This window comes from Corallococcus sp. CA047B, from assembly GCF_003612065.1.
Classification (GTDB): domain Bacteria; phylum Myxococcota; class Myxococcia; order Myxococcales; family Myxococcaceae; genus Corallococcus; species Corallococcus praedator.
Window position 1 is genome coordinate 1 of record NZ_RAWD01000164.1, and the last position, 20,886, is coordinate 20,886.

Annotated in this window: 19 protein-coding genes; 10 read left to right on the top strand and 9 right to left on the bottom strand. The window is 70.5% G+C overall.

The window, feature by feature from the left end; all coding sequences use genetic code 11:
• From D7X74_RS23990 to tssK, 3 genes are all read right to left on the bottom strand, one after another.
• On the bottom strand, positions 1-510 hold a 510-nt coding region (locus D7X74_RS23990), incomplete at its 3' end, for a DotU family type IV/VI secretion system protein (RefSeq protein WP_120535326.1).
• A 13-nt stretch (positions 511-523) separates the two neighbouring features.
• Positions 524-1,102 (bottom strand): hypothetical protein, encoded by a 579-nt coding sequence (locus D7X74_RS23995; RefSeq protein WP_120535327.1) that lies wholly within the window; start codon positions 1,100-1,102, stop codon positions 524-526.
• A 27-nt stretch (positions 1,103-1,129) separates the two neighbouring features.
• Positions 1,130-2,383, bottom strand: coding sequence for a type VI secretion system baseplate subunit TssK (gene tssK / locus D7X74_RS24000; protein WP_120535328.1), 1,254 nt, complete (start codon positions 2,381-2,383; stop codon positions 1,130-1,132).
• 305 nt (positions 2,384-2,688) lie between these two features.
• Here tssK and tssB point away from each other — a divergent pair, with 305 nt between their 5' ends.
• The 3 genes from tssB to D7X74_RS24015 are packed head-to-tail and all read left to right on the top strand — an operon-like array spanning position 2,689 to position 5,503.
• A complete protein-coding gene (tssB, locus tag D7X74_RS24005) occupies positions 2,689-3,249 on the top strand; it encodes a type VI secretion system contractile sheath small subunit (protein WP_120535329.1) in 561 nt (186 codons plus the stop codon).
• A 56-nt stretch (positions 3,250-3,305) separates the two neighbouring features.
• Positions 3,306-4,823: a type VI secretion system contractile sheath large subunit gene (tssC, locus tag D7X74_RS24010; RefSeq protein WP_120535330.1), complete on the top strand. Its 1,518-nt coding sequence runs from the start codon at positions 3,306-3,308 to the stop codon at positions 4,821-4,823.
• Positions 4,824-4,855: 32 nt separating this feature from the next.
• Positions 4,856-5,503 (top strand): hypothetical protein, encoded by a 648-nt coding sequence (locus tag D7X74_RS24015; RefSeq protein ID WP_120535331.1) that lies wholly within the window; start codon positions 4,856-4,858, stop codon positions 5,501-5,503.
• A gap of 57 nt (positions 5,504-5,560) precedes the next feature.
• On the opposite strand, the gene D7X74_RS24020 is transcribed toward D7X74_RS24015, so the two are convergent.
• Positions 5,561-6,160: a hypothetical protein gene (locus D7X74_RS24020; protein WP_120535332.1), complete on the bottom strand. Its 600-nt coding sequence runs from the start codon at positions 6,158-6,160 to the stop codon at positions 5,561-5,563.
• Between the two features lie 55 nt (positions 6,161-6,215).
• Here D7X74_RS24020 and D7X74_RS24025 point away from each other — a divergent pair, with 55 nt between their 5' ends.
• Genes D7X74_RS24025 through D7X74_RS24045 form a run of 5 tightly spaced genes read left to right on the top strand, consistent with a single transcriptional unit; the run spans position 6,216 to position 11,854 of the window.
• Positions 6,216-7,187: a type VI secretion system protein IglI family protein gene (locus D7X74_RS24025; protein ID WP_147444436.1), complete on the top strand. Its 972-nt coding sequence runs from the start codon at positions 6,216-6,218 to the stop codon at positions 7,185-7,187.
• A gap of 13 nt (positions 7,188-7,200) precedes the next feature.
• Positions 7,201-8,151, top strand: a complete 951-nt coding sequence (locus D7X74_RS24030) for a type VI secretion system baseplate subunit TssG (RefSeq protein WP_120535334.1) — start codon at positions 7,201-7,203, stop codon at positions 8,149-8,151.
• A gap of 14 nt (positions 8,152-8,165) precedes the next feature.
• Positions 8,166-8,552, top strand: a complete 387-nt coding sequence (locus tag D7X74_RS24035) for a GPW/gp25 family protein (protein ID WP_120535335.1) — start codon at positions 8,166-8,168, stop codon at positions 8,550-8,552.
• Positions 8,549-10,183 carry a hypothetical protein gene (locus D7X74_RS24040; RefSeq protein ID WP_120535336.1) on the top strand — a complete coding sequence of 545 codons (1,635 nt, stop codon included), beginning with the start codon at positions 8,549-8,551 and terminating at the stop codon, positions 10,181-10,183. Before D7X74_RS24035 ends, D7X74_RS24040 begins: the two co-directional genes overlap by 4 nt.
• A gap of 3 nt (positions 10,184-10,186) precedes the next feature.
• Positions 10,187-11,854: a type VI secretion system baseplate subunit TssF gene (locus tag D7X74_RS24045; RefSeq protein ID WP_120535337.1), complete on the top strand. Its 1,668-nt coding sequence runs from the start codon at positions 10,187-10,189 to the stop codon at positions 11,852-11,854.
• Between the two features lie 9 nt (positions 11,855-11,863).
• Here the strand turns inward: D7X74_RS24045 and D7X74_RS24050 are convergent, their stop codons facing one another.
• The 4 genes from D7X74_RS24050 to D7X74_RS24065 all read right to left on the bottom strand — a co-directional run bounded on the left by D7X74_RS24050 (position 11,864) and on the right by D7X74_RS24065 (position 17,449).
• Positions 11,864-12,250 carry a DUF4280 domain-containing protein gene (locus tag D7X74_RS24050; RefSeq protein ID WP_120535338.1) on the bottom strand — a complete coding sequence of 129 codons (387 nt, stop codon included), beginning with the start codon at positions 12,248-12,250 and terminating at the stop codon, positions 11,864-11,866.
• Complete coding sequence (locus tag D7X74_RS24055; RefSeq protein ID WP_120535339.1) at positions 12,250-13,932, bottom strand: AMP-binding protein; 1,683 nt, start codon at positions 13,930-13,932, stop codon at positions 12,250-12,252. The genes D7X74_RS24050 and D7X74_RS24055 overlap by 1 nt, the downstream gene beginning before the upstream one ends.
• Positions 13,929-14,966 carry a hypothetical protein gene (locus D7X74_RS24060; protein WP_120535340.1) on the bottom strand — a complete coding sequence of 346 codons (1,038 nt, stop codon included), beginning with the start codon at positions 14,964-14,966 and terminating at the stop codon, positions 13,929-13,931. The genes D7X74_RS24055 and D7X74_RS24060 overlap by 4 nt, the downstream gene beginning before the upstream one ends.
• 149 nt (positions 14,967-15,115) lie before the next feature.
• A complete protein-coding gene (locus D7X74_RS24065; RefSeq protein WP_158622284.1) occupies positions 15,116-17,449 on the bottom strand; it encodes a PAS domain-containing sensor histidine kinase in 2,334 nt (777 codons plus the stop codon).
• Between the two features lie 217 nt (positions 17,450-17,666).
• Between D7X74_RS24065 and D7X74_RS45080 the strand changes: the two genes are divergently transcribed.
• Positions 17,667-18,791 (top strand): HEAT repeat domain-containing protein, encoded by a 1,125-nt coding sequence (locus D7X74_RS45080; protein ID WP_120535342.1) that lies wholly within the window; start codon positions 17,667-17,669, stop codon positions 18,789-18,791.
• A gap of 38 nt (positions 18,792-18,829) precedes the next feature.
• Here the strand turns inward: D7X74_RS45080 and D7X74_RS24075 are convergent, their stop codons facing one another.
• Positions 18,830-19,234 (bottom strand): DUF1622 domain-containing protein, encoded by a 405-nt coding sequence (locus tag D7X74_RS24075; protein WP_120535343.1) that lies wholly within the window; start codon positions 19,232-19,234, stop codon positions 18,830-18,832.
• A gap of 342 nt (positions 19,235-19,576) precedes the next feature.
• On the opposite strand from D7X74_RS24075, the gene D7X74_RS24080 reads away from it, so the two are divergent.
• A partial coding sequence (locus D7X74_RS24080; protein WP_147446663.1) for a hypothetical protein occupies positions 19,577-20,886 on the top strand: 1,310 nt, incomplete at its 3' end.

Here is a 20,886-nt window from a genome sequence, read left to right on the forward strand (position 1 = left end):
GGGCGGGGGCGTGACGATGCGCGCCGCCAGCCGCTCCTGGTACTCGCGCAGCTTCGCGGTGTGGCCCGTGTAGGCGCCGCCGAAGCCCGCCGTGATGCAGAAGTGGAGCATCTCGAAGAGCAGCACGGGCGAACCCGGCGCGTCGAGCCGCTGGTCCGCCAGCTTGAAGAAGGCCTCGCCGCCGCTGTCCTCGCCAAAGAGCCGGTACTGCAACAGCGGCCACAGCGGCTGCTCCGCGTCCGCGAGCCGCACCAGTACGCGCTCGTCCACGAGGTACGTGAAGGGCCGCAGCGCGTCCTGGACCTCCTCGTCGCGGGCGTGGGCGCCCAGCCCGGCGCGCAGCCGCTGCACCACCTCCAGGAGCTCGTCGTGGAGCGTGCGCAGGCCCTCGCGGCCCAGGAGCCCCGCCGCCGCGGCGGAGCCGGGCGCGGCCTGCGGCAGCCACCCGTCCAGGACGGACTGGGCCTGCCGGTACTGCGTGAAGACGACCTGCCAGTGCTCGAGCTTCATCGCGCCCCCCTCCTCAACCGATGTTCACCATGCCGCCCTTGAGTTCCGACACCCCGTCCGCCTTGAGCGCCAACTGCGCCTTCGCGGTCACCGTCACCTGTGCCCCCTCCACCGCCACGTCCTTGGTGCCTTCCGCCTTGATGGACGGTGCCTTCAACGCCACCGCCTTGGACAGCGCCTCCACCAGGACGTCGTCACCCTCCACGCTGAACTTCTTCGCCGCCTTCAGCGTCACGGCCTTGTCCGAGGAGAAGGTCGCGTCCTTCGCCGCCTTCTGCGTCAGCGTGTCATCGGTGGTGAGCGTGAAGGCCTTCTTGCTCTCCAGCGCGAAGGTGTCGTCGCTCTTCCATGACGACGTCTTCGTGGACGTCACCTCGATGGTCTCCGCCTTCAGCACGAACGACTTGCACGTCACCGTGACGCTGTCCTGCTTCTGCACGATGGTGCTGGTGGCGCTGTCGCCCTTCACCTCCAGGGTGATGGCCTCGCCGTCCATCCTCACCGTCTGGAGGATCTTCCCGTCCTTGTCCTCGGTGGTGAGGACAAGGCCCTTCTCCTTGTCCATCTCGATGATGCAGATGAGCTTGGGCATGCGCGCCGTTCCCCCGCCGGTCCGACGTCAGGTCCTGCGCCAGTAGAGGAGCACCTGCGCCCCTTCGAGCGCGGGGGTCGCGAAGAACGTGAGCCCGTCCTCGCGCGTCGCGGACTGCCATTCCTCGCTCTGGTGCGTCAGCCGGTACCAGTCGATGTCCGCGTCGAAGGCGTGCGGAAAGGACGGGTAGTCCACGCGGTCATACGGCACGCCCTTCAGGGCCTGGCGCCGCACCGCGGGCAGCCGCAGCGGGCTTGCCAGCTTCACGCCTTCCATGGAGCGGGGCCGGTCGCGCTCCTGCCGGCGCACCAGCAGGTAGAAGTCGTTGGGCGGCGGCGTCTCCTTCGGCAGGGGCGCAAGCCGGAAGTGGCCGTCCTGGCACTCGAACGCCCGGTAGGACATGGGGCTGGCCTGCGGGCGGAACCCGCGGGTGAGCAGCTCCATCCACCGCGCGAGCCCCGGGCCCGGCGCGTCGTGCTCGTACGCGGGCAGCTCGTCGTCCGGCTCCGCCTCCAGGTAGCAGCACGTCTCGAAGTACAGCCGCCGCAGCGCCTGCACCAACGGGTACGGCGGAGGCTGCAGGCCGTGGCGCATGTCCTGGCGCAGCACCTGGAGGCTGCGCACCTCGCACAGCGCCCGCCGCGCGCTGGCCAGCCTGTCGCCCCGCACCAGGCCCTCGCGCAGCGACGTGCGCAGCTGTCCCTGCGCCTGCTGGAGCAGCCCGTCCAGTTGCTCGAACAGGGGCGCCAGGAAAGGGTGGGGCCCCACGCTCAACAGCGGCGGCAGGTGCGTGGCCGACAGCCGCCAGGGCCCGTCCGCGTTCCGGGTGAAGACCGCCAGCGACAGGCTGCTCACCGTGTCGTCCACCACCGGCTCCAGCGACAGACACAGCCGCCGCCCCGCCCGCACCACGACCGGGGCCTCCTCGCCCGCGGACACGGCCTCCTCGCGGGGCTCCAGCACCCCCAGCAGGTGCAGGTACACCGTCAGCCGCGTGCGCCCTGCCTCCTCGAGCGACAGCGGCATCACCTCCGCGTTGCCCGGCACCTCCACCAGGTGGCCGCCGGGCAGCACCGCGCTCAGTTCCTCCAGCGACACCGTGCCCTTGGCCAGCAGGACGTCATTGAAACGCAGCGAACTGACGCCCACGACCGGCAGGCCCGCGAACCCCGCGTAGCGCCGGGCCTCCGTTGAGAGGGATTCCTCCTGGGCCCGGAAGTGTTCGGGCAGGAGGGTCTGCCCTTCCTGCCACAGGACTCGCACGAGGGTGTCTGGGTTCATGGAAGGAATGGGAAAGGCTTTCGTGTCACGGGGCGCCGGAATGAAAAAATGCTCGGGCCCCGGTGACAATGTTTGCAAAACGTTACTGGCCGGAAGCCCGCGCCGTCAAGCCAACCCCAATGACCCGCCCTGTCTGGTTTCTGGGTCCGCGGCGCTGCGAAACACAGGGGGTTGGGTCGTTCCTGGCTCCCCGGGTGGAGGCGTGCCCATCGTGCCGGGTCGTGTGATGGGGGTGTATTGCTTTTATGTATTGGTATGGTTTATCAATTCATTCACAAACGGCGGTTCCGTTTCCGGGGGCACCCATGGCCATCACCGACGAAGTTCCCAGATCCCGTATCACGCTCACGTACCGCACCCAGGTGAATGGCACCCGGGCGGACAAGGCGCTTCCGTTCCGGCTGCTGGTGATGGGGGACTTCTCCCGGGGCACATCGAACGACCGGAAGAAGGATCTGGATCAGCGGGAGATCCGCAATCTGGACGGCAAGAACCTGAACCAGATCATCCAGAACATGGGCATGACGCTGAGCTTCAGCGTGCCCAACCGCGTGGACAAGAAGGACCCGGTGGACGGCTCGGAGCCCGCGCCGTTGGCGGTGAACATCAAGCTGGACTCGATGAAGTCCTTCAGCCCGGTGGAGGTGGCCCGCCAGGTGCCGAAAATCAATGCGCTGCTCACGCTGCGCAAGCTGCTGCTGGAGCTGCAGGGCAACCTGGACAACCGCAAGGAGTTCCGCCAGCTGGTGCGCCAGCTCGCGCAGAGCCCGGAGGCGGTCCAGAAGCTGAAGACGGAGCTGGACGCGTTCAAGTCGCTGGGCCTGCCGAAGCTGGCCGCGACGAACCCCCCGCCCCCGACGACGTGATGCCGGTCGCAAGCCCCTTTTTCCGCACTTCCTCCTGAACGAGGTCCACACCTTCCATGCCCACCCAACCTGCGTCTCCCAACACCGCGACGACCGCCGTGGCCGATCCGCCCCTGGACCTCCCGCTGTTCCTCAACAGCGTGCGCCTGGGGGCCGTGCCCGCCCCGCGGACCCCCACCGGCTCCAACGAACTGCTGGTCATCACCGAGGACGCGACGCCGGAGGAGCGCTTCGTCTCCAGCCTGGCGGCCATGGTCCACAACATGGACACGGACGAGGGCCGCTTCGACAAGCAGACGGTCCAGGAGCTGGTCGGCACCATCGACGCGCTGGTGTCGGATCAGCTGAACGCCGTGCTGCACGCGCCGGAGTTCCAGGAGGTGGAGGCGCAGTGGACGGCGCTCAACGACCTGGTGCGCAACACCAACTTCAAGGCCAACATCGAGCTGAGCCTGCTGGACGTCTCCAAGGAGGAGGCCTACAGCGACCTGGAGATGAACGCGGCGGACGTCGCCGGTTCGGAGTTCTTCAAGAAGCTGTACGTCGCGGAATACGATCAGTACGGCGGCGCCCCCTATGGCGCGCTGGTGGGCCTGTTCGAGTTCGCCAACACGCCGCAGGACATGCTGTGGCTCAAGACGATGGGGAAGATCGCCGCGGCCAGCCATGCGCCGTTCGTGGCGTCCGTGGCTCCGCGCTTCTTCGGCTGTGAGAGCATGAAGGAGGTCTCCCAGCTGCGCGACGTGGCGAGCCTCCTGGACGCGCCCAAGTACTCCGCCTGGAACGCGCTGCGTGAGACGGATGAGGCCGCGTACGTGGGCCTCACCATGCCGCGCTACATCGTCCGGCCGCCCTACAACCCGGAGACCTACCCGGCCCCCGGCATGAACTTCAAGGAGGCCGTGAAGGGCGACAAGGAGGAGGAATACCTCTGGGGCAACTCGGCCATGCTGTTCGCCCGCAACCTGGTCCGCTCGTTCGCGACGTCCGGCTGGTGCCAGCACATCCGCGGCCCCAAGGGCGGCGGCCTGGTGGCGGGCCTGCCCGTGCACCTGACCCACCTGCGCGGCGAGGAGGAGATGAAGCTGCCCGTGGAGATGTCCATCCCGGACTTCCGCGAGCTGGAGCTGGCCAATGGCGGCTTCATCCCGCTCATCCACAAGAAGGGAAGCGCGGAGGCCGTCTTCTTCAGCGTCCAGTCCCTCAAGAAGGCTCAGGTCTTCGAGGATGCGAAGGACTCGGAGAACTCGCAGCTGGTGACGAACCTGGCCTACACGTACTCCATCAGCCGCATCGCGCACTACGTGAAGGCCATCATGCGCGAGAACATCGGCAGCACCGCCAACGCGGCCTACATGCAGCAGCAGTTGGACCGGTGGATCTCCCGGTATGTCACCACGCTGGTGAACCCGGATGACCTCACGCTGCGCTACTACCCCTTCAAGGCCTACAACCTCACCGTGGCGGAAGTGCCCGGCAAGGTGGGCTGGTTCCACTGCAACCTGTCCGTCCTCCCGCACATCCAGTTCGAAGGCATGAACGTGGATCTCCGCGTGGATGCGCGGCTCGGCTGAAAAACCCCGCATCAAACAAGAGGAGCGAAACCATGGGTGATGGACCGCTTGGCATTTCGTGTGACTGGCAGCAGACCATCCAGCAGCGCCCCCAGAAGAACATCCCGGTGGGCTACCTGCTGGACATCAAGGGGATGGGCAAGGACGACAGCGCCTTTCCCAAGAGCAGCAGCCTCTTCTACACCCCGTTCGTCGGTGAGCCCGCCTACCCCGGCGTGGCGTTGCAGGACGTGGGGGCGAAGAAGGCCGTGCGCGCGGTGGGCCTCATCACGCAGCTGCAGTGGGAGGGGGGAAAGCTGGACCCCATGGACTTCACGGTGCTGATCTCGCCGGAGAACAAGGCGGACTTCACCGGCATCACCAACACGGAGATCCGCCAGCTCAAGTTCTGGATCTGCGAATGGGATAGCACCGCGGGCAAGTGGTACGAGAAGTGCTATCCCCTGGGTGACGAGGCGAGCGGCCCCCCCAACGAGATGTCTGCCCGTCTCAACCAGAAGGGCAGCGAGGTGATGCTCCACGTGGGCGAGCCCGAGAACGTGGGCGTCACGGACGTCAAGTTCTGCCAGATGACCTTCCAGGTCATCCCGGACAAGGCGCACCTGTGCAACATCCACTACGGCCACAACTCGAACGACAAGGATGTGTACAGCTGGGGCTACGTCGAAGGCGGCGAGTAGTCAGCGCGGAGGGCGGACGGGGAGGGCGTGATGCCGCTCCCCGTTCCGCTTTTCGTGTCACTTGTCGCTGCCCCACTTCGTGACGCGGCGCTCCTGGGAGTTGGTGGCGAACTCCAGGGTGGTGCTCTTCTTGGGCGCGGGCACCACCCGGAACTGGAAGCGGTGGAAGCGGATGTCCAGGTCCCCCGCCAGCGTGGTGGGCTGGTTGTCCAGGAAGACCTTGGGGCGGCCCTTCTCGGTGTCCATCAGGGCCTCGGCGGAGGCCGGGCTCTTCAGCTTGGCGGCCTCGAACCAGGTGTCACCCGCCTCATCGAAGTCGATGATGGCCCACGCCAGCTTCAGCCGCAGGTTCTCCAGGGGCTTGGCGAAGTGGTTGAGCACGTTGGCCGCCGTGACGCGCCCCACGTACACGCTGAAGTCCATGGGGCCGGAGGCGCCATCCATGGACAGCCGTTCAATGAGCCCGATGCATTGCGCCGTGGGACCGATGTCTCCCACCGTGGGGGAGGACAGGGTGAGCTCCTTCGCCAGGTTCAGCCCCCCGCAGCCATTCCATTCCAGCAGATATCCCAGCGCGCCCCGGAAGCCGGGCCGGTATTGAAAACCGGTCTGCCAATTGCATTCGAGTTCGAGCACGTCGGGCTTGGCGATGGGCATGGTGTGTCTGTCCTTGTAAATGAAAGACATGTATCATGAAGCGGAAAGGCAGACCATGAGAGACCTGAGCCTGTGCCTGCGCCCCGTGGAGGGCGGAACGCTGGAGCGCCTGGAGGCGCATGATCAGCGCTTCCTGACGGTGGCGGACCTGGTGCAGCGGGAGTCCTACGCGCAGGCCGCGGACGCCATCGAGGCGCTGGACGGCGAAGGCGTCTACGAGGTCCGGCTGTCGGCCTACTACCTCTTCGCGGCGCTGCGTGAGGAGGGGCTCGCGCGCCTGCCGGACGTGCTGGAGACGCTGGCTGGACTCACGCGCGCGGCGGCGGAGGCGGCCGGGCAGGGCGAGGGGCGGGACAAGGCCAAGCCGGTGGTGCTGCTCAACAAGGCGCTGACGTGGCTGTTCCAGACGCTGCTGAGCGCGCTGCGCTACCACCACGGGAAGAAGGACGCGGGCTGGGAGGCGTGGACGAAGGGCTTCACCGACGGCAAGCGCCGCGACGCCCTGCGCGGCATCCAGACGCTGCAGGCCCTGCTGGAAGGGCCCGCGTTCCGCAACGGCTCCCAGGGGCTGGCGGGGCTGGGGCAGTGGCTGCGGGAGACGCAGGAGCGCCCGGCCGCCGCCGCGCCTCCGGCCGAGCCCGCGAAGCCGGCGGCGCCCACGAAGACGAAGGGCGCCAAGGCCGCCGCCGCGCCCGCCTCGCCGTTTCCCCGCGCGACGGGGCCGTTGCAACTGCGCGGGTCGGTGCACCTGCTGGAGCTCTGCGACAAGCTCAAGGCCTTCGAGGTGCTGGTGGAGCGGGGGGACTTCCAGAAGGCGGCGATGGTGAGCGACGACGTGCTCCGGACGCTGGAGGACTTCGACCCTCGCCGCTATCTGCCGGAGCTGTTCTCCATGTTCGGCGCGCTGCTCAACCGCCACGTGGGCGACATCCAGGAGCACTGGGAGCGCAAGGACACCCTGGAGTGGCGCACGCTGTCGCAGTTCTACCAGGTGGACCTGGGCGCCTTCGTGGGTCCCGGCGAGTGAGGCGGCCCCGGTCATGAACGGCGCCTCGCCGCTGCTGTCCCCGCTGGAGCGGCGCATTCGCGCCCGGGCGAAGGACTTCGACCTGGGCCCGCTGCTGCGGCTGCTGGAGTCGCAGGGCTATGTCCGGGACCGGGTGCTCTTCGAAAGCAACCCGGAGCCGGTGGCGTCCGCGTCGCTGGTGGAGGCGGTGACGTTCCACGCCTCCCCGGTGCGCCGGGTGGTGGTGACGCTCAACCTGGGCCTGCTGGGCACGCCGGGCCTGCTGCCCAGCTACTTCCTCCAGGTGGCCGAGCAGCTTCCGGAGCCGGAGCCGTTCCTCGACTTCATCCGCTTCTTCGACCACCGGTTGCTGCTGGCGCTGGTGGAGGCGCTGCACCCCGAGCGGAACGTGAGTCTGGTGGGGGACTGGGAGCGCACGAAGGGCTTCTACCAGCGCATGGTGGGCGTGGATTCGCAGGCCACGCTCCAGTGGCTGTTCCAGCAGGTGTTCCCGGAGCTTCGCGTCACGTGTTGCCGCCGCTCCTTCCGGACGCGTTTTTCCGGCATGCGCCCCACCTTCGGGCCCACGCCGCTGGATGGCACGGGCATCCTGGGCAACACGTACGCGGCGGACATCGGGGGCTTCCAGGTGGAGCTGCTCGCGGACGAGGAGTCGGACATGCGGGGCCGCGACTGGCCCTCGCTCGTGCGCCACCGCTTCCACCGGCACGTGCTGCCGCTGCTCGTGCCCGCGCGCCTGCGGCTGGAGGTGGTGCTGACGGTGCGCGCGCATGGTCGGACCGTGCGGCTGGGGCCCCGGCCCCGGGGACAGCTGGGCTACGAGCGGCTGCCGGGCGCGGAGGGCAAGCCGCTGCGGCAGCTCATCTACCTGGGCGACACCGCCGTGCCGGTGGCCGCGCCCCCGCGTCCGGACGTCGAGCGGCAGGGCATGAACATGGGCACGCCGAAGTCGTTGGGCCGCTAGGGGAGGAAGGGACCGTGGGTTTTCTGCACCGGAAGTTCCTGGGCGTGATGGAGACGCCGCGCGAAGCGGTGTTGCGCAACCTGGGCCACCTGCTCCAGGCGAAGCGGGGCGCGGCTTCGCTCCTGCCCGGCTTCGGGCTCACGGAGACGGGCTTCCGTTCGGACGCGGAGCGCGTGGCGGGCCTGAGCGCGGAGATCCGCGAAACGCTGGCTTGCTACGAGCCCCGCGTGGAGGTGGTGGAGATCAACGAGGAGCCGGCCCGGGCGGGCGGTGCGCCGGGCCTGGTGGTGCGCCTGCGGCTGCGTGGCTCCCTGGAGCCCATGGAGCTGCTCCTGGATCCGGGCTCGCGCCGCCTGCGCGAGCGGCCCCCGGAAGAGGCGCCAGCGGAGGACGGGACATGAAGTTCACCGAACAGTTGAAGGTGACGCTGGACCTCAAGGCCGGTGACACGGCCTTCACGCTGCCCGCGGGCAGCATCAAGCGCCTGTCGGTGAAGGCCTGGTCCCACGGCTTCGAGGCCCAGGTGGAGTGGTGGGTGCTCTGCAAGGAGAGCGGGGATGAGGACACGCTGTTCACCCCCTTCACCGCCACCCAGCCCCTGACGGCGACGCTGACCGTGGACCGCCGCTACGGCGCGCAGGCCGAAGGCCGCGAGGGCGCGGAGGCGCTTCCGCTGAAGCTCATCGGGCGGGTGGAGGAGCGCCACGTGCGCGAGCGCTCGCTGGCGAACGTGAAGGACGCGCCGGTGATGCAGCGGCGCTACCGGATCCGCCTGGTGGACCCCGCCGCGATGTTGTGGCGCCGCCACTTCCCCAGCGGCGTGTGGGTGGACCAGTCGCTGCAAGCGGTCATCCAGGCGAACACGCCCGGCGGCCTGGACGTGGCGTACCAATGGACGGCCGCGGAGACGGCGCATCCGCTGCATGCGCTGGGGCTGGGCGCGGACAGCGACTGTGGCGCCAGCTTCCTCGACTTCCTGCACTGGGTGCAGGCGCGCATGCACGCGGGCGTGTTCCTCGACTACGAGAAGGGGAAGTACACGCTCGCGGACGCGAAGCCCGAAGGTGGCGAGGCGATGGTGCTGACCCGCGACGAGGTGAAGCAGGTGGACCTCCGCTACCCGGAGCCCCGCCGGGACGCGCTGTCGGTGCTCAACAGCTACGTGGACGCCGGCACGAAGCGCAAGGCGGTGGAGAACGCGGACGCCATCGCGGGCGTCCTTTCCGAATGCCTGCTGACCTCCACCCTGGAAGGCACGCTCACGGACCGGGTGACGCTGGAGACGAAGCGCCAGAAGCTGGAGGGCCCGGAGGTGCGGCTGGCCTTCGCGTGCTACCCCCGCGTGGCGCTGGTGCTCAACGGGCTCTACACGCTGGGGGACGGCTTCAGCCAGCAGGCCGCCACGCACGGCAAGCAGTACCGGATGCACACGCTGGAGCTGGACGCGCGCTCGGTGGAGCCGGACGCCGCGCACGACCCCGATGGCACCGCCAACGACTACCGGTTGTCGCTGAAGGCCACGCTGGAGGAGGCCGCGGACCCCACCTTCCGGCGCCCCCGCTTCCGGCCGCCGCGCTGGCCCTTCTTCGCGGAGGGACGGGTGGTCAGCGAGGAGGGCGCGGAGGCGGACCGCACGTATCAGATCCGCCAGGACGACGAGACGTCGGTGGAGTCGTACCGGGTGAAGCTGCCCCTGTGGGGCAAGGAGGTGCGCGTCCCCTATGAGCCGCACCAGCAGCCCGGGCACTTCTATTTCCCCGCGGACAAGGGGACGCGGGTGCTGGTGTCGCTGGGCTACCAGCACGCGCGCATGGACCGCTTCCTGGAATGGCGCCCCGGCGCCCGGCTCCCCAAGGAGTCCCAGGGCAACCACCTGCTCTTGGGCAAGACGGACAAGAGCGAGACGTCCATCCAGCACCTGTACAAGGACTCGAAGCCGGTGCTGCGCATCCAGCGCACCCTGGAGAAGGACACCCAGCTCATCGAGGTCGGCGAAGGCCGGATGTACCTGCGCGTCCAGGAGGGGGAATAGGCCATGCGGATGGATGAAGCGCTCTACGCGTCCTTCCTGGAGGAGCTCCAGGCGCTGGAGAAGTTCCGGCTGGGCTACACGGCCCTGCACCCGTCGGCGCCGCTGGACGGCGAGGACGCGGACGTGCGGCGGCTCACGGAGGCCATGGCCCTGTTCACCGCGCGCACCCGCCGCGCGGGCCAGCGGGCGCTGGAGCGCAGCACGCTGCGGCTGTTCCAGCAGCACTTCGCCTACCTGCTCAACCCCGTGCCCGCCATGGCCATGCTGCGCGCGGAGCCGGACGCGCGCTTCGTGGACGCCGCGGAGCTGCCCCGGGGGACGCCCTTCCTCCTCAACCCAGGCCCGGGCGGAGGCCCCACCGGGCCGCTTTCCCTGCGCACGCTGGCGCCGGTGCGGCTGCTTCCCGTGCGGCTCACCCAGGCGCGGTTGGAGCGCCGGGGGGAGGACGAAACGCTGCTGCGGCTCGTCTTCGAGGGCGGCTTTCCCCGCAACGACTCGCCGGGCGAGGTGCGGCTGCACATCAACCACCTCAACGACTTCCGGGCGTCGCTGGCGGTGTTCTTCCAACTGAAGAGTTCGGTGCGGTCCGCCACGGTGTGCTTCGACAACGGGGCGGTGGAGCACGAGGTGAAGCCCTTCGACGCGCATTCGGGCCCGGTGCGCCTGGGCGCGCCCCTGCCGGTGGCGGCGGAAGGGGAGCCGTCGGAACACCCGCTGCAACGGCTGCGGCAGCTGCTGCACTTCCCGCAGCAGGAGCTGTTCCTGGAGGCCCGCATTCCACCCGCGCCCCGCAACTGGCAGGGCTTCACGCTGAGCCTGCGCCTGTCGGGGCGCTGGCCGTCGGAGCTGGTGCTGGGGCCGGACTCGTTCGTGGCGCACGCGGTGCCGGTGGTGAACCTGCAGCGCGCCATGGCGACGCCGGTGGAGCACGACGGCACGAAGGAGCGGCACGCGGTGCAGCACCCGGACGCGCCCATGGGCTTCCGGCTGAACACCGCCGTGGGGGTGTACCAACTGGGCGCGAAGGGCATGCAGCCCCTGCGCCCTGGCGCCATCGCTGGAGGCTCGCAGACGTACGAGCTGGAGAACGAGGGCCAGGGGCTGGCGCGCACGTCGTGGCTGGCGCTGGACATGCCGGACGCGTTCATGCGGCCGGTGCGGCTGGGCGTGGACGGCCTGTGGCACCAGCCCCTGCCGCCGCGCTTCGATGCCCGGGGCTACCGGCCCGTCCTGGCGGACCGCTTCCTGGACGGCGTGCCGTGGAGCCTGGTGGGCGCGGTGGCGCCCGGCGGGGACAACCCGGTGGAGCACGGACAGCAGTCGCTGTTGCAGTTGCTGGCGCTGCGCACGCAGCGGTTCCTGGGGCGCGAGGACCTGGTGTTCCTCCTGGAGGTGCTGGGCGTGCGGGGGCAGCGGCACTTCCGGGACCTGCTGCCGTCCCTCACGGAGGTGTCCGTGAAGTCCAAGCCTTTCGCCCGGAGCGCCGCGGGCTTCAAGTACGTGTACCAGGTGGGCTTCGGGCCCATGGACGCGTCGCTGCTGCCGCTGGTGGACCTGCTGTGCGGCCGGCTGGTGGAGCTGCTCGCGTCCTGGAGCGCGGAGGACGTGGTGGAGCTGGAGGTGCGCCTGCCCCAGCGGGAGGCGCCCCTGCGCTACGTGCCCCTGCCGTGAGGCCCGTCCTCACTTCACCTGCGCCTTCACCTGGCCGGCCATGTTGATCTTGATGATGCCGCCATAGGCGCAGTTGCACAGGGACGTGTCGGTGAGCGCCGGCTTGCCCTTGATGAGCACCGTGGGCGAGCCCGGTGCCCAGGGCGCGACGGGCACGGGCATGCACGGCATGGGGGTGAGCACCCCCAGCGCGGCGGCGGTGGCGGCGACCACGGCGGGGTTGGCCATGGACTGGCACATGCCGAAGGGCGGCACGTTCATGCCCGGGATGTTGTCCATGATGGTGGCCGCGGGCGCGGTGGCGTTCACCTGGTTGACGGGCGGCACCGACAGCGTGGATGGCGCAAGGCCGAAGCTGCACTGGAGCAGGGCCCCGGACACGACCTGGATTCCCATCAGCGTGACTCCACCAGGGCGCGCAGCGAGGTGAGCGCCTGGAACAGGGTGTCCCCCGACTTCAGCTTCAGGGACCCGGTGAGGTACTGCGCGCGGCACCACTCCTCGTCCACCGGCCCGTCCTGCTGGCCGTCCAGGCGCCTTGCGTGGAGCGCGAAGCGCTCGATGCGGTCCGGCAGCGCGTCCGCGCCCAGGGCCTGTTCGATGCGGCGTCGCACGTCCGTGTCGCTGACCTCCACGCCGGGGGGCAGGTCGCCGGTGAAGACGAGCAGCACGCCGCGGTACGCGCCCGCCATGCCGCTCACCGGCACGGCCAGCCCCACCGCGTCCAGCCGGGGGCCGGGTGGCTCGCGCAGCACGTCCGCGACCTCGCCGAAGGGATACACCCGGCCCTCGCGCCGGGGCTCGCGCGCGCCGAAGTGGTGGTACAGGCCGCGCACCCGCGTCAGGACGACGTGCGCGGGCGCTCTTCCGGCGTCGGGCAGCGGGGTGAAGAGGCCCGTGTCTCCGGCGGCGTCCTGCCCGCTGTCGGTGAAGTCGCGCAGCGCCCAGGCACGCCCGGGCGCCGGGGCGATGTCCGTGTGCACGTCGTGACCCACGCGCCGGTGCGAGCACAGCACCGCGCCCCCCCACGCCGCGTCCACGCACACGTTGCCGCCGGGCACGCTGGAGAGCCCAGAGGCCTTGAGCGCGTCGCGCCAGGCGTGGAAGTCGAAGGGCGCCTGCGGATCCCTGAACCACAGGCCCACGTTCTTGAGCGGCGGGCGGGCACGGGCCAGCAGGTCGCGCAGCGCGGGCGTGATGCCCAGGGCGCGCACCGGGTGCTCCGCGAGCAGCGTGGGGGAGACCTCCAGGTCCGCGGGCTCTACGTGCAGGTACGTCGCGCCGCGCAACAGCGTGGTGAAGTACAGCGCGGGCAGGTGCTGGAGCGGGTGGAAGCCTGGGGCCGCCAGGTGGTCGCCCGGGGACAGGCCGAAGGTGAGCAGCCCGTCCACCAGCGCGCTCCGCCACGCGTCCCCGGCGGTGAGGGGCAGGGGCACGTCGCTGGGGTTCGCCAGCGGGGAGAAGAGCAGGCCCACGACTTCCGCCGGCTTGTACGTGTGCGACGCCAGCGTGGGCGGCACCTGCGTCTGCATGGGCAGCAGGAGCGGCGCGTGCTTGCCCAGCAGCGGCGCCTGGTGCGGCTCCGCGGCGATGTGCTGGGGGGCCAGCGCGTCCAGCCTGCGCGCGATGAAGGCCCGGGCCCCCGGGGGCAGCAGGCTCACGCAGGCCCCCAGGCCCAGCGCGGCGCACAGCGACACCATCAGCTCCGGCCCCGGGTGCAGCAGCAGGCACAGCTTCGCGCCGGGCTTCACCCCCGCTCCCGCCCAGGCGGTGGCCCGCCGCAGGGCCTGTTCGTGCAACTGGCGGTAGCTGAGCGTGCGCCAGCCCTGGGCCCGCGAATAGGCGCGCAGCGCGATGCGGTCCGTCGTGGCGTGACGGACGACCAGGTCGTGGAAGAAGTCGTGGTGCTGGCCCGTGCGGCTCTTGAAGGGCGTGCTCCGGCCGGCGTGCGCCGGGGCGATGGCCGCGGCGAAGCCGTCCGGATCCTCCCAGCTCCGGGCCCACCATGCGGGCACGGAGTCCGGGGCCGGCTGGGTGCCGTCGAACGCGGCGAGGACGGTGCGCGGCTCGAAGGTCATGGCGCCGGGGGGGAGGCGGGTTCGGGTGGAAGCAGCTCGCGCGTGGGCACGGGCTCCACGCTCGTGTCCGGGGCGGACGGCCCCGGCCGCGTCTGGAACTCCTCCAGCCGCAGTTGGGGCACGGGCTCCGGGAGCAGCTCCATGCGGGGTGGGGGCTCCTGGCGGAACGACACGCCCAGCAGCACCCGGGCGATGGGCGTGCCCGGAGTGCGCCCCAGGCCGGGCCCCGCCAGCGCGTACAGCTCCAGCCCTTCCACGAGCGGAACGCGGCCTCCGCCCAGCACCTCCACCGCGGGCTGGGGCATGTCCGCCGCGAAGGCGGCCTTCACCGCCAACTCTCCCCGCAGCCCCTGGCCCGCCGTCGTGACGCCAGCCCCCAGGCGCAGCTCCAGCGCCTGCCCGGACGCGGCCGGTGTGGACAGCGGGTTGCGTGAGCGCAGCAGCACGCCGAGCTCCAGCGCGGGCTTGAGGAACTTCACCTGCGTGCCCATGGCGGCCAGGGCCCGGACCCGCAGGCCCCGGTCCCTTCCCAGCACCGCCGCGCTTCCAATGGGCAGGCCCAGGCCCAGGTCCATGGAGAGGTCCACCGGGTGATCGTCGCGCCGCGACAGCAGGCCCAGGCGCGCCTGCACCTCCGGCGTCCCCAGGCCCTGGGTGGCCAGCGGCGTCAGGCCCAGGGGCGCCGGATCCTCCCCCTGCTGCCAGAGCACGATGGGCACCTGCGCGCCCACCTCCAGCCAGGGCAGCACGCCGTAGCTGCCCGCCAGCACGGACGACGCGCGGTTGCGCACGGCCTCCAGGCGTCGCTCGCCATTGAGCAGCACCAGCGGCAGTTGCTGGTACTGGCCCACGAGCCCCGCGCTCCAGCCGCCGGGCACCAGCAGCTCGCCGTTGCGCATCACCGCCGTGCCCCGGCCGGCGTTGACTTCCAGGTGCTCCAGCTCGAAGCCGGGCAACGAGGACTGGGCCCCGGCGGGCAGCGCGCTCAAGAGGAGCGCGGCCACCGCGCCATGCATCGTGAAGGGTCTGGGCATAGGGGCATGACCGCGCACCGGCCGCTTCCGGCGGGCCGCGCTCCATGGGGCGGCATCATACCCAGACATCGATGTGAAACATAGCGGGCCCCTGGGTCGGATGAGCAGGGAATGGGTCGTGATGGCCCGGATGCGCGAGGTGGGGAGACTCAGCGGGTCCTGGTGTTCGGGCCCTCCACGGGCAGCTCCACGATGAAGGTCGCGCCCTGTCCAGGCTGGCTTTCCGCGCGCAGCGTGCCCTGGTGCGCTTCGATGATTTGTCTGGTGATGAAGAGGCCCAATCCCAGACCTCCGTAGTGGCGTGTTGAGACAGCGCGGGTGAATTTCTCGAAGATGGCCTGGAGGCTTCCCGGTGAGATGCCAATGCCTTCATCCTTCACGCTCAGCCTCGCCATGCCCCGCAGGCGCTCCACCGTGAGGGTCACCGGCCTCCCCGGGCCGTACTTCAAGGCATTGGAGAGCAGGCTGGTCACCACCTGCTCCAGCCGGTGACGGTCCCACTGGCCCACCACGCCGGAGGCCGCCTGGATGACCAGCTCACTGTCTGTCCTGGTCGCCTGGGCGCTGAAGCGCTCCACCACCTCCTGGACCACGGAGGCCAGGTCCACCGGCTCCAGGGACAGCGGCGCGGCCGGGCCCGTCAGCTGCGTCACCTCCAGCAGGTCGTTGATGAGCGTGGTCATCTTGCGGATCTGCCCGGAGACACTCTCCGCGGTGCGCATCACGCGCCCGCGCAGGGCCTCCAGGGTGTCGGCTGTCTGGGCGTCGCGCACCAGGGACTGGAGCTTGAGCTGCAGGGGCGTCAGCGGCGTCTTCAGCTCGTGGGACGCCACCGTCAGGAATTCGTCCCGCAGGGACACGGCGTGCTGGAGCTGGGCCTGCGTCTTGCGCAGCTCGCTCACGTCCTGGTGGGCCAGGAGCACCGCCGCGGGATGGCCGTGCTGGGCGGACAGGGGCGCGGCTTCCACGAGCAGGGAGTAGCGCCCGGTGGGCGTGTGCCAGACGACGGACGCCCCGTGCACCGGCTCGCCTCGGGCCGCCCGCACGCCCGGGACCTCGTCGCTGCGCAGCTCCCGGCCCGTCTCGTCCGTGAAGAGATACGTGCCCGCGTAGCGCTCCACCCGCAGGCCCTCGGGAAAGTCGCCGCCGGCCATCCGCCGGGCCGCCTGGTTCGCGAAGATGGCCCGGCCGGTGTGGGGCTCCATGAGGATGAGCGCCACGGGCGTCCGGTCCAGCACCGCCTCCAGCCACTGCTGCTGGTTCCTGAGCGACGCGGCCCACTCCTCCAGCTTCTCCCGGGCCTCCACGCGGTCCGTCACGTCGATGGCGAACGACAGCACGGAGTCCACCTGTCCGTTCACGTCGCGCAGGGGCTGGTAGACGATGTCGAAGCGGCGCGTCGTATCCCCCGTGCCGTTGAAGTCGGCGACGATGGGCTTCTCCTTCTGCGCCTGGGCCTCGCCGGTGTCGAAGGCCCGCGCCAGGAACTCCGAGTAGTCGTCCCCGGTGGGGGGCAGGGACCGCAGGGAGATTCCCGTCAGGTCCTCCCCGTGCGACAGGCGACGGTAGAAGGGGTTCACCAGGGTGAAGGTCTGCTCCCGGCCCGACAGGATGGCGATGGACGCCGGGGCATTCATCAATACGGCGTGCAGCCGCGCCCGCTCGGTCTCCAGCAGCGCCTCCGCCTGCTTGCGCTCGGTGACGTCCTCCGCCGTGGACACCCATTCGCGGATGTCCCCCTTCCCGTCGAAGACGGGCACGGCGCGGCCCACGACGTCCCGGTAGCCGCCCGCATGGAACTTCAGGCGGAACTCCCCCCGGTAGGATGCGCGCGTGCGCAGCGATTCCACCCACCCCCGCACCACGCGCTTGCGGTCCTCCGGGTGGATGGCGGAAAGCCAGCCCAGGCCCAGGTGCTCCGCGTGCGTCTGGCCGGTGAAGGCCATCCAGCGCGGCGCGGGCTCCACCACCTCCCCCCGCTTGTTGGTGGTCCACACCGGCTGCGCCATGGCCTCCACCAGCGAGCGGTAGCGCTGCTCGCTGGCCTGAAGCGCTTCATGGGCGCGGCGCTGTTCGGTGACCTCCACGACGATGATGCCGATGCCCAGCAGCACGTGCGAGGCGGTCCGCATGGGGTAGTAGCTGGTGAGGAAGTGGCGCTCCACCCCCGCGGCCTTGGGCGTCACGCCGCTCATCTCGAATGTCTTCGCCTCCCCTCCGTCCAGGATGTGCTGGTACTGGGGACGCAGCGTGGCCCACAGCTCCGGGAGCAGCTCCTGCACCTTGCGGCCCAGGTGGGCGGCGCGTGGAATCCCGTTCATCTCCGCCAGGGCGTCGTTGACCTTGACGAAGCGCTGCTCCAGGTCCAACACGGCGAGGCCCACGGGCGTGCAGGCCACCAGGGTCTCGAGGAGCAGTCGGGACTGCGCCTCGGTCATGCCCTCGCTGGCCGCACCGTCGAAGCTTGCGCTGGGACTTTCCACGCGCGCCTCCTGGGGCCACGGCCCCTTCCTGGCAAGCGGGGAGGCGAAGCCCCGTGACTCCGCCTCCCACCGCTGAAGTGGCCTGACCTGGAGGGTGTGCATCCCAGGTGGTTCCTGGCATCCGCCGGCCGCCTGGGAGCGCAGCCGCTGATTGGCCGGTCCCTGCCGCGACGTCCGCCTTCCTGCCCTTCGTCGCCGACACTACAGTCCGGACACCATGCCCGACCTTCGCAAGCTCCTGCCCGCAGGCCTGCTGCTGTGCTCCGCCTGCGTCACGCCCGTCCAGTCCCGCGGTGAGGCCACGGCCCCGCCCGCGCCTGCCGCTCGTGACGCCGCTGCCGCCCCCAGCGCGCCCGCGACCGCCGCGTCCCTGTACCTCTTCGAAGGTGTGGAGGTGTTCGGCATCCGCAAGCTTCCCCGGGAGGAATTGCTCCGGCTCATCGCCATGCCCGCGCCCGGTGCGCGCTTCAACCTGGAGGCAGGCGAGTTCACGCCGTACCTGCTGGAGAGCAAGCCCCGCCTCCTGGCGGCGCACCCGCTGCCGTTCTGCCGCTATTCCATGGTCACCTATCCTCCGACGCACACCTTCCGCGTCACGGTGGACCTGGTGGAGCCGGGCGACGAATGGCGGATGCGCTTCGCCCCGGCGCCCACGGGCACGGTGGAGGATCCCGAAGGGCTCATCGCCGCGTGGGGGGCCTACCAGCAGACCTACTGGAAGCTGCGACGCGAGCATGCGGTGCGGGAGACCTCCGTGGGAGGGTGTCTGGCCCTGACCTGTTACGGCGGCTTCAACCACTCCGAGCTTGCGCCGCTCGAAGCGAAGTTCCTCACCGGGGTGCCCCGGAACACCGACGCGCTGGTGCGCGTGCTGCGCGAGGACCGGGACGATGGGAAGCGGATGACCGCCGCCATCCTCCTGTCCTACGTGCGCTCGCGCGAGGAGCTGGTGCGCCACCTCCTGCCTTCCGTGAACGACCCCTACGAGGGCGTCCGCAACGAAGTCCTGCGACTGCTGGGCGCCGTGCAGCAGGGACAGCAAAAGGTCCTCATCCCGCTGGAGCCCGTGCTGGAGGCGCTGTGGTTCCCGCTGTCCAGCGACCGCAACAAGGCGGCCTGGGCGCTGGTGCGCCTTGTGGAGACGGAAGGCGCAGCACGGCGCGAGGCCATCCTCAACCAGGCGGGGGAGGCGTTGGTGGAGATGGCCGGCATGCAGCAGGCCATCGATCGGGAACCCGCGCGCAAGGTGCTGACCGTCCTCGCGGGCCGCGACCTGGGCGAGGACGTGGGTCCCTGGCGTGAATGGGTGGCGCGGACCCGCACCGCGCCTGCCCGCCACTGAAGCCAGACGACCGGCGCGAATGACTTCTCAATGACAGCTCAAGGAGGTGGGGGCTCGCGCCCGCCTCCCTGGGCTTCATCCGCGTCGGGACACTCTCCGTCCTGCCGCCCCTGCTGCCAGGGCCAGCGTCCTTCGATCTCCACCTCCAGCGTGAAGCTGAGGAAGGTCCGGATGAGGACGATGAGGCCCAGGATGAGGACCTGTTGCAGCGTGGGGGACTCGGCGACCGTGCGGATGATGTCCGCCGCCACGAGCAGTTCCAATCCCAACAGGATGGCGCTGCCCAGGTGGTGGCGCAGCACCCGGATGCCATCCCGGCGCCGCGTCCCCCGGTAGCGGACGGCGACCAGCCCCACGGCCGCCACCGACCCCACCACCATCACTCCCACCCCCGCGGCCTCGAACAGGCGCGCGGCCAGGGCCACGAAGTCAGTGAATTGCATCGGGCACTCCCCCACGCGGGAGGATGGCGTGCGCACGCGTGCCTGATGAGTGGCGCGGACGGATGCGAGGCGGCGCATGTCCGCCCGCAGGCTCCCGGGACGCTTGTGATTGATGCGCTGTCTACCTGTCTTCCAGGGCTGATCAATCGTTGGATTTGTCACACTGCAAGGCAACAACTGACGCACTGGTGGTGTTGACGGCCGCGAAGCTTCTGCTCCATTGTCGCCGCGCGAAGTCTCAAGCCGTGGTGAAGACAATCAGGTTCCGCGGGTCCGGGGGGGTGCCGTGACGCAGCAGCTCGAATCGCGATGGGTTTGCCCGTCGTGGGCCGGTGACGCCGAGTGATTCGTGAGATCCTCACGGGCCTGCTGTGGCAGGGCCGGATGGCCTTGCGCAGCGGTGACGTGCGCGTCTTCGCCGCGCATGGCTATGTGGATGAAGGCTACCGGCCCTCGCGCGTGCCGTTCTTCTCCGTCGTCGGTCCGCTGGGCCTGCATCCCGAACCCGAGCGCGAGAACGGCCGCACCGCCACCTCCACCGTCCGCATCCCGGGCCACCTGATTGGACGACCGCGCGGCCCTGCGGACAGCGTGCCCGGGGGAGGGGCGCTCAAGCTGCGTCTGGATGGCAGCGCCACCGTCACGCTGACGGGCCTTCCGGGCGGTTCGTTCGGCGCCGCCGCGACGGGCCCCGCGCTGGTCGCGGCGCTGAACACGAAGCTCGCGGACGCGCTCGCCGGAGGCCAGTTCCAGGAGCCCTCCGGGGCGCCGCTCACCGACCCCCTGTTGCTCGCCGCGCTCGCCGCCGTCACCTGCCGGTGGGACGCGGAGGGTGGGCGGATCGCCATCAGCGCGGACCCCGGCATCCCGTCGCTCGACTTCCGCTCCAGCGTGGAGGTGCTGCCCGTGGCCGACAGCATCGCGGACGCACTGGGGCTGGAGCCCCCGGAGCGCTCGCAGGAAGGGCGGACGTACCTGAGCCGGCTGCGGGCGCCCCGGGCCATGACCGTCGACGTGCAGGTGGACCTGTGGGCGGGCTCTCAGGTGGACCTGGCGTCCATCATGGACACCGTCGCGCTCTCCATCCCCACGCGCGGGCAGATGATCCTCCGCCCGTCGCTGCTGGGCGAGGACGTGCTGGAGGGCGCCACGAAGGTGCGCCTGCTGCCGCGCGGTGAACCCACTTTGCTCACGTCGCTGACGCACCTGGAGGCCAGCGATCAGGGCCAGGAGCGCGCTCGCGGGGGCCGCGTGGACCTGACCCCGGGCGCGTCCTGGCTGCCATCCTCCGGCGGCCTGCGCCTGTCCGGCACCGGCACCGCGACCGTGAGCGTCCACCCCACGCCCGTGGTGCCCGACCCCTTCCATGCGGACAACCCGGCGCCGGAGGGACTCTCGCTGTCGCTGGGCCTCCAGGTGGACCCGGGCGCGGTGGACGGCCAGACGCTGCCGGTGTTCGTGCTGCTCGCGCAGGCGCAGCCGGTGCTGCGGTGGGTGCTCCGCTACGTCCAGGTGGGCGCGCTGCTGTGGGGCGAGCTGGTGGCCACCGCGACGCTCTCTCGCGACGGCGGCACGCAGGTCGCGGAGACGCGCTGGCGTCTGGCCGCCGAGCGGCTGGAGGCGGGGGTGGTGCTGCACGCGCGGCTGGAGGC

Bases quoted from the DNA above. Each gene is read 5' to 3' on its own strand.
- D7X74_RS45080 (WP_120535342.1), top strand. From the start codon at position 17,667: ATGCCCGACCTTCGCAAGCTCCTGCCCGCAGGCCTGCTGCTGTGCTCC.
- D7X74_RS24045 (WP_120535337.1), top strand. From the start codon at position 10,187: ATGCGGATGGATGAAGCGCTCTACGCGTCCTTCCTGGAGGAGCTCCAG.
- D7X74_RS23995 (WP_120535327.1), bottom strand. From the start codon at position 1,102: ATGCCCAAGCTCATCTGCATCATCGAGATGGACAAGGAGAAGGGCCTT.
- D7X74_RS24040 (WP_120535336.1), top strand. From the start codon at position 8,549: ATGAAGTTCACCGAACAGTTGAAGGTGACGCTGGACCTCAAGGCCGGT.
- D7X74_RS24030 (WP_120535334.1), top strand. From the start codon at position 7,201: ATGAACGGCGCCTCGCCGCTGCTGTCCCCGCTGGAGCGGCGCATTCGC.
- D7X74_RS24020 (WP_120535332.1), bottom strand. From the start codon at position 6,160: ATGCCCATCGCCAAGCCCGACGTGCTCGAACTCGAATGCAATTGGCAG.
- D7X74_RS24050 (WP_120535338.1), bottom strand. From the start codon at position 12,250: ATGGGAATCCAGGTCGTGTCCGGGGCCCTGCTCCAGTGCAGCTTCGGC.
- D7X74_RS24060 (WP_120535340.1), bottom strand. From the start codon at position 14,966: ATGCCCAGACCCTTCACGATGCATGGCGCGGTGGCCGCGCTCCTCTTG.
- tssB (WP_120535329.1), top strand. From the start codon at position 2,689: ATGGCCATCACCGACGAAGTTCCCAGATCCCGTATCACGCTCACGTAC.
- D7X74_RS24055 (WP_120535339.1), bottom strand. From the start codon at position 13,932: ATGACCTTCGAGCCGCGCACCGTCCTCGCCGCGTTCGACGGCACCCAG.
- D7X74_RS24025 (WP_147444436.1), top strand. From the start codon at position 6,216: ATGAGAGACCTGAGCCTGTGCCTGCGCCCCGTGGAGGGCGGAACGCTG.
- D7X74_RS24075 (WP_120535343.1), bottom strand. From the start codon at position 19,234: ATGCAATTCACTGACTTCGTGGCCCTGGCCGCGCGCCTGTTCGAGGCC.
- D7X74_RS24015 (WP_120535331.1), top strand. From the start codon at position 4,856: ATGGGTGATGGACCGCTTGGCATTTCGTGTGACTGGCAGCAGACCATC.
- tssC (WP_120535330.1), top strand. From the start codon at position 3,306: ATGCCCACCCAACCTGCGTCTCCCAACACCGCGACGACCGCCGTGGCC.
- tssK (WP_120535328.1), bottom strand. From the start codon at position 2,383: ATGAACCCAGACACCCTCGTGCGAGTCCTGTGGCAGGAAGGGCAGACC.